The organism is Mesorhizobium sp. M1050 (assembly GCF_040318715.1).
GTDB lineage: Bacteria > Pseudomonadota > Alphaproteobacteria > Rhizobiales > Rhizobiaceae > Mesorhizobium.
The window spans coordinates 1-6,905 of the sequence record NZ_JAMYMV010000139.1; the positions used below are offsets into that span (position 1 = coordinate 1).

Below are 6,905 nucleotides of genomic sequence, written 5' to 3' on the forward strand. Positions count from 1 at the left end.
TTGATTCCGCTGCCGACGAAGCGCAGCCCCCAATGAAAACCCCCGATCACATAATCGTCCGCAGCGGCATCGACGCGCAGGTCTTCGCGGCGATGCTTGGCGGCAAGGGTGCCTAGGTGCTCGTGCTGGATCGCAATGACTGCATTGGCGGCTGCATACGCACAGAGGAGATCACCGCGCCCGGCTTCATCCATGATGTGATGGCGACGACCTTCGTGCTGTTCATCACCTCGCCGGCCTTTGCGGCACTGGGCGCCGATCTTGCCCGGCACGGGCTGGAATTCTGCCATACCGGCACGCCGACGGGCGTGCTGCGGCCGGACGGCAGCCATGCCGTGCTTAGCACCGACCGCGCCGCCAATGTCGCCGCCCTCAATGCGATCGCGGCAGGCGACGGCGACCGGCACGCGGAGGATGTCGGCGGCATCGAGCGCAATGCCGGCCTGCTGTTCGGCCTGCTTGGCGGCAGCCTGTGGTCCTATCCGACCGCCAAGCTGCTGGCCGGCGATGCCTGGCGGCGTGGCCCACGCGGCCTTGCCGCCTTTCTAGGCGAGGCGCTTGTGCCGGCACGGAGCTGGCTTGAAAGCACCTACAAGTCCGATACCATCCACGCACTGTGGGCGCCCTGGGTTTTGCATGCCGGTCTTGGACCGGAGGACGCGTTCTCCGGCCAGATCGCCAAGGTCATTGCCTTCGCGCTGGAAGCGGCCGGAGCGCCGATCGTCAAGGGCGGGGCGAAGAACCTGCTGTCGGCCTTCGAGGCGCTCATTGCCGAACGCGGCGGCGTCATCTCCACCGAAGCGGACGTTGACTCCATCATCCTGGCCGGGGGCCGCGCCACCGGTGTGCGGCTGGCCTCGGGCGAAACCGTCCATTCCAAGAAGAGCGTCATCTGCTCGGTCACGCCGACGCAGCTTTATGGCCGGCTGCTCGGCGCGGATGCGCCCAAAGCCGATGTCGAGGCGACGCAGAAATACCGCTACGGCAAAGGCAATTTCCAGATCCACTACGCCCTGAGCAAGCCGCCGGCATGGCGCGGCGAAGGCCTGGACAAGGTCGCCCTGCTGCACCTGACGCCGGGACTGGATGGCGTGTCGAAAGCCTGCAATGAGGCGGCGCGCGGCGTGCTGCCGGAGGTGCCGACCATCTGTGTCGGCCAGCCGCACGCGCTCGATCCGTCGCGCTGCCCGGAGGGCAAGGCGATCCTGTGGCTCCAGCTGCCCGAGGCGCCCCGCCACATCAAAGGCGATGCGGCAGGCAAGCTGCAGGCACCGGCTGATGGGCAATGGACCGACTTGCTGCGCGAAGCCTATGCCGACCGTGCAGAAGCGATCCTTGCCAGCCACATCGACGGCTTTAGGGACAGCGTCATCGCGCGCCGCGCCTATTCGCCCGCTGACCTCGAAGCGATGAACATCAATCTGGTCGGCGGCGACCCCTATGGCGGCTCCTCGACCATCGACCAGTCGTTCCTGTGGCGGCCGTTCAAGACTAGCCGCAACCATCAGACCGGCATCAAGAACCTCTACCATATCGGCGCCTCGACCCATCCGGGTGCGGGCCTTGGTGGCGGCTCCGGTTTTCTCCTGGCGGGGAGGCTGTGATGGAAGAGAAGGTTGCGCAAAAGCGCCAGCGCATCTCGACCCTTGGGCAGATCGGCCTGCAGCAATTCGCGCCCTATCTGATGAACCGCATCATGGGCCGCTACAATGCCACCCTGCGCGACGATTTCCGCAAGCAGGGGCTAACCATTCCGCAGGTCCGCACGCTGGCCGTGCTGTCGGTCACCGACGGCATCACCGTCAACGACCTCTCGGTCTATACCGTCATCGAGCAGTCGACTTTGAGCCGGACGCTCGACTCGCTGGAGGGCCAGGGCCTTGTGCGGCGCGAGCAGGGCGTCACCGACAGCCGCATCCGCCATGTGTTCCTGACCGATGAGGGCCGCGCCGAGTTCACCCGCGCCTGGCCGGCTATGCATGACGCTTTCGAGGCGATGTTCGACGATATCGACGACGCCGAATATTCCGCACTCATCGCGACGCTTTTGAAGATGCTGAAGAACATTCGCAAGCACGACATCTAGCATGATCCCGAAAAGTGGCCCCGGTTTTCGGAAGAGGTCATGCTCAAACAGATAGACCTACGCGCCGCCAGCCTCGAGCGGTAACGGAAGGAGAAAAAAATGGCCGAACGGTCTTTTGCCAAGGAAGTCGAAAAGCTTCGGCTCGGCGCCGGCGAGGAATTTGCCGGCGAAGGCATCCTCGCCATCACCAAGGCGCTGCTGCAATGCGGCGTCGGCTATGTCGGCGGCTACCAGGGCGCGCCGATCAGTCACCTGATGGACGTGCTGGCCGACGCACAGGACATTCTGGGCGAGCTCGGCGTGCATTTCGAGGCCAGCGCTTCGGAAGCCACAGCCACCGCCATGCTGGCCGCCTCGGTGCACTACCCGATCCGTGGTGCGGCGACCTTCAAGTCGACCGTCGGCACCAATGTCGCCTCCGATGCGCTCGCCAATCTCGCGTCCGGCGGTGTCACTGGCGGCGCACTGATCATCGTTGGCGAGGATTACGGCGAGGGCTCCTCGATTATGCAGGAACGCAGCCATGCCTTCGCCATGAAAAGCCAGGTCTGGCTGCTCGACCCGCGCCCCAATCTGCCGTCGATCGTCAAGGCGGTGGAGGACGGCTTCGAGCTGTCCGAGGTCTCCAACACGCCGGTCATGCTGCAGGTTCGCATCCGCTGCTGCCATGTCCACGGCCATTTCATCGCCAAGGACAACAAGCGGCCGCCGATGACGGTCGCCGATGCGCTTGATGCACCACGCCGCGACACCGGCCGCATCGTGCTGCCGCCCGCATCCTTCCTGCATGAGAAAGAAAAGGTGCAGAAACGTTGGCCGGCGGCGGTCGAGTTCATCCGCAAGAACAAGATCAATGAATTCTTCGGCTCGGATCATGGTTCGGTCGGCATCGTCATGCAGGGCGGCATGTACAATTCGGTCATCCGCGCCTTGCAGCGTCTCGGCCTTGCCGACATTTATGGCGACACCGATGTGCCGCTCTACGTGCTCAACGCCGTCTATCCGCTGATCGATGACGAATTCCTGTCTTTCTGCGAAGGCAAGCAATCCGTACTCGTCGTCGAGGAGGGCCAGCCCAACTACATCGAGCAAGCCTTCGCCGCGAAGCTGCACAAGGCCGGCCGCGGCACCAGGCTGGTCGGCAAGGAGCATCTGCCGATGGCCGGCGAATATACCGGCCAGGTCATGCTCGACGGCATCGGCGCCTTCCTGCGTGCCGAGGCGCCGCATCTGCTGCCTGGCGAAGTGCGTGCCCCAAACAAGGTCGGCGACGGCGTCGACACCGCCGATTTGATCAACGTCGTTCCAGGACGACCGCCCGGTTTTTGCATCGGCTGCCCGGAGCGGCCGATCTTTGCCGCGACAAAATTGGTCGAACAGGAGCTCGGCAAGCACCACATCGCCTCCGACATCGGCTGCCATCTGTTCTCGATCATGCCGCCTTTCGAGCTCGGCGCCACCACCATGGGCTACGGGTTGGGGCCGGCTTCCGCCTCGGCGTTCAATTCGCCCGACGCCAAGCGCCGCTCGATCTCCTTCGTCGGCGATGGCGGCTTCTGGCACAACGGCCTGACCTCCTCGATCGGCAATGCGGTGTTCAACAAGAACGATGGCGTCATCGTCATCGTCGATAATTTCTACTCGGCCGCGACTGGCGGGCAGGACATCCTGTCATCCCGCGCCGGCAACAAGACCAAGTCGACGAAGCATCCGATCACCGAGGCGGTGAAGGGCATGGGCGTCAAATGGCTGCGCCATGTCGACCGCACCTATGACGTGACCAAGATGCAGGACACGTTGCGTGAGGCGCTGACCACCGAGGAGAAGGGGCCGAAGGTCATCGTCGCCTCGTCCGAATGCATGCTCAACCGCCAGCGCCGCGAAAAGCCGCTGGTCGACAAGGCGATCAAGGGGGGGACGCGCGTCGTCAAACCGAAGTTCGGCGTCGACGAGGACATCTGCACCGGCGACCATGCCTGCATGCGGCTGTCGGGCTGTCCGTCGCTGTCGGTCAAGTCGCTCGACGATCCGCTGCGCGACGATCCGGTGGCGCATATCGACCAGAGCTGCGTCGGCTGCGGCAATTGCGGCGAGGTCGCCGATGCGGCGGTGCTGTGCCCATCCTTCTACCGCGCCGATGTCGTGCACAATCCGAGCCGTTGGGACCGCACCCTCGAAGCCGCGCGCCGCGCCACCATCACCCTTTTGCAGCACCGGCGCGAAAGCCGGCGCCTGACCTTCGCCGATGCTTGACGCCGTCCCCCCACTTCGCGCCCGCGCCGGCGCCCAGGACGGCGAGCGCGTCATCAAGCTTGCCGTGCTGGCGGTCGGGGGCCAGGGCGGCGGCGTGCTTGCCGACTGGATCACCGATGTTGCCGAGCGCAACGGCTTTGTCGCGCAATCGACCTCGGTCGCCGGCGTCGCCCAGCGCACCGGCGCCACCATCTATTATGTCGAGATGGCCCGTGACACCGGCCGCTTGCCCGTCTTCGCGCTGTCGCCCTCGCAAGGCGATGTCGACATCCTGATCGCGGCGGAACTGATGGAAGCCGGCCGCGCCATCATCCGCGGCTTCGTCACGCCCGAGCGCACCACGCTGATCGCCTCGTCGCACCGCATCGCTGCCGTGTCGGAAAAGATCGAACCGGGCGATGGCCGCGCCTCGTCCTCCAAAGTGCATGCGACGGCGGAAGCCGCCTCGAAGCGCTTCATCGCTTTCGACATGGAAAAGATCGCCGCCGACAATGGCTCGATGATTTCGGCCAGCCTGCTCGGCGCCCTGGCTGGATCCGATGCGCTGCCGTTCACGCGCGAAAGTTATGAGCAGGCGATCGGCGCTGGCGGCCGTGGCGTCAAGGCCAGCCTCGCCGCCTTCGGCGCTGCGTTTGATCGCGCGCGTGGCACGGCAGTTCCAGCGCCTAAGCCGGCAGAGCCAGCCATCGTCGAATCCGCCTTGGGCACAGGGCATGTGAGTGGCCCGCAAAACCTGCTGCAAGGCTGGCAGGCCTTGGCTGCACGAATCGATCCGATGCCGCTGGCGGTGCGCGACATGGCGTTCAGGGGCCTGAGAAAGGTCGTCGACTATCAGGACATCGCCTACGGGCGCGAGTATCTCGACCGGCTGGACAAGGCGGTCGCGCTGGACGAGCCGGATCGCGGATATAGCTTGTCCATCGCTGCGGCGAAGCATCTGGCCAATGCGCTGTGTTACGACGACATGATTCGCGTCGCCGATCTGAAGACACGCTCGACACGCGACAGGCGCGTACGCCGCGAGGTCGGCGTCAAGGACGACTCGATCCTGCAGGTGACCGAATATTTCCACCCGCGCATCGAGGAGTTCTGCGGCACGTTGCCGGCGGGATTGGGCAGCTATATCGAGAACCGGCCGAAGCTCGCCGCCTTTCTCGATCGTCGCATCAACCATGGCCGTCGCATCCGCACCGACAGTTTTGCTGGCTTTGCAGCACTCTGGTACATCGGCGGCCTGCGCCGCTGGCGCCGCCGCCTGCTGCGACACAAGGTCGAGATGGCGCATCTCGATCGCTGGTACGCGCTGGCGCTCGACCATGTGCCCCAGGATTACGCGCTGGCCGTCGAGATCCTCAACTGCCGACGGCTGATCAAGGGCTACAGCGACACCCATGTCCGCGCCCAATCGAAATTCGACCGCGTGCTGTCCGCGCTCGATCTGCTCAAGGGCCGAGCGGACGCCGCCGACTGGATCCGCCGCCTGCGCGAGATGGCGTTGAAGGACGAGAAGGGCGACATGCTCGACGGTGCGTTGAAGACGGTGGCGACGCTGGGGCCGGATCCAGTCAGTTGAAATAGCTGGCAGGCGTCCACAGATGCCGGCCGCCCTGCGGATGGCGGCGACACGATCGAAGGGCGAGCGCATCTTCGCCAAAGGCGTCGGCCAACACCTCCGACATGCTGCGTAAGCCTGGCTCTAGTCCGACTGTTCGGCCGCAATCAGTTGTTCAGGCTTGAACCCGGCATGTTGCGGGGTCCACACTTCGCCCTCGCGATTGAACCAGTGGCACAGATACATGCCCGAGGCAGCGCTATCGCTCACCGTCATCCTGGGGCCCCCGGATTTCAGCCTGACGACGTCTCCAGTCTTGAAAGTATTGGGCATTTTGACCTCCCATGCTGAGGCTACGAGTTTCACACCAAACCAGGATCTCGACAATGGCAGAGATCGCCGGCGACGCATTCCTTTGCACGAGCAGCGCGACGACGGCCAGGAGGTCGTGAGTACGAACAGGTGCGAAGGCGATGCATCGCGGGTGAGTTTCGGTGAGGTCGAGAGGGTCGCCGACCGTTCTGGTCGGTATGTGGTTCGATCGATCTGCTCGGTCTTAACCTTTCCGTAAATATTTGGCCGTTACTTGGACACCGATGGCCTCGTGGCGGAGCGGCTACGCTGGAGACGGCAAATCTCTGAAGCCTCGGTTCGATCCCGAGGCGAGGCCTCCAACCTCACAACGTTCGACGTTGATGATTCTTATGAGTTTGACGGCGGCGTGGTCATCGCCAATAGCGGCGGCCATCTACTTCAGCAACATGGTTGTGAGCATGAAGCAGCGCCGGTGAATTTCTTCCCCTCGAGCTAAGAACCCTGTTAGCTTCAGCCATGGGAAACGATGACGTTAGCAAACCTCGCTCACTTGTCTCTATCGACGATCTGCTGGGGTTGGCAGGGACCGCCAACGCCTTAAAGGAAGCTATTATCCTAGAGCGGGATGAATTTAGGTTGGGCATAGCCAGCCTCGGTGAAGTAATTTCGGCATTCGGTTGACGTGACCTCGCCGAGGAT

The 6,905-nt window shown here is 63.9% G+C and carries 4 protein-coding genes and 1 pseudogene; 4 read left to right on the plus strand and 1 reads right to left on the minus strand.

Going from position 1 to position 6,905, the window contains the following annotated elements; genetic code table 11:
* Nucleotides 1-32 precede the first annotated feature (32 nt).
* The 4 genes and pseudogenes from NKH57_RS33195 (at nucleotide 33) to NKH57_RS33210 (ending at nucleotide 5,912) form a co-directional block, all read left to right on the plus strand.
* A pseudogene (locus NKH57_RS33195) lies at nucleotides 33-1,604 on the plus strand (phytoene desaturase family protein).
* Complete coding sequence (locus NKH57_RS33200; protein WP_352950554.1) at nucleotides 1,604-2,086, plus strand: MarR family winged helix-turn-helix transcriptional regulator; 483 nt, start codon at nucleotides 1,604-1,606, stop codon at nucleotides 2,084-2,086. The pseudogene NKH57_RS33195 and the gene NKH57_RS33200 overlap by 1 nt, the downstream one beginning before the upstream one ends.
* Before the next feature lie 99 nt (nucleotides 2,087-2,185).
* Entirely contained in the window at nucleotides 2,186-4,339 is a 2,154-nt protein-coding gene (locus tag NKH57_RS33205) for a thiamine pyrophosphate-dependent enzyme (protein ID WP_352950556.1), read from the plus strand.
* Nucleotides 4,332-5,912, plus strand: a complete 1,581-nt coding sequence (locus tag NKH57_RS33210) for an indolepyruvate oxidoreductase subunit beta family protein (protein WP_352950558.1) — start codon at nucleotides 4,332-4,334, stop codon at nucleotides 5,910-5,912. Before NKH57_RS33205 ends, NKH57_RS33210 begins: the two co-directional genes overlap by 8 nt.
* Nucleotides 5,913-6,035: 123 nt before the next feature.
* Here the strand turns inward: NKH57_RS33210 and NKH57_RS33215 are convergent, their stop codons facing one another.
* The gene (locus NKH57_RS33215) at nucleotides 6,036-6,224 is read right to left on the minus strand and encodes a YodC family protein (RefSeq protein ID WP_352604088.1); all 189 of its coding nucleotides are present in this window, start codon (nucleotides 6,222-6,224) and stop codon (nucleotides 6,036-6,038) included.
* Nucleotides 6,225-6,905 lie beyond the last annotated feature (681 nt).

Bases quoted from the DNA above. Each gene is read 5' to 3' on its own strand.
- NKH57_RS33200 (WP_352950554.1), top strand. From the start codon at position 1,604: ATGGAAGAGAAGGTTGCGCAAAAGCGCCAGCGCATCTCGACCCTTGGG.
- NKH57_RS33205 (WP_352950556.1), top strand. From the start codon at position 2,186: ATGGCCGAACGGTCTTTTGCCAAGGAAGTCGAAAAGCTTCGGCTCGGC.
- NKH57_RS33210 (WP_352950558.1), top strand. From the start codon at position 4,332: ATGCTTGACGCCGTCCCCCCACTTCGCGCCCGCGCCGGCGCCCAGGAC.
- NKH57_RS33215 (WP_352604088.1), bottom strand. From the start codon at position 6,224: ATGCCCAATACTTTCAAGACTGGAGACGTCGTCAGGCTGAAATCCGGG.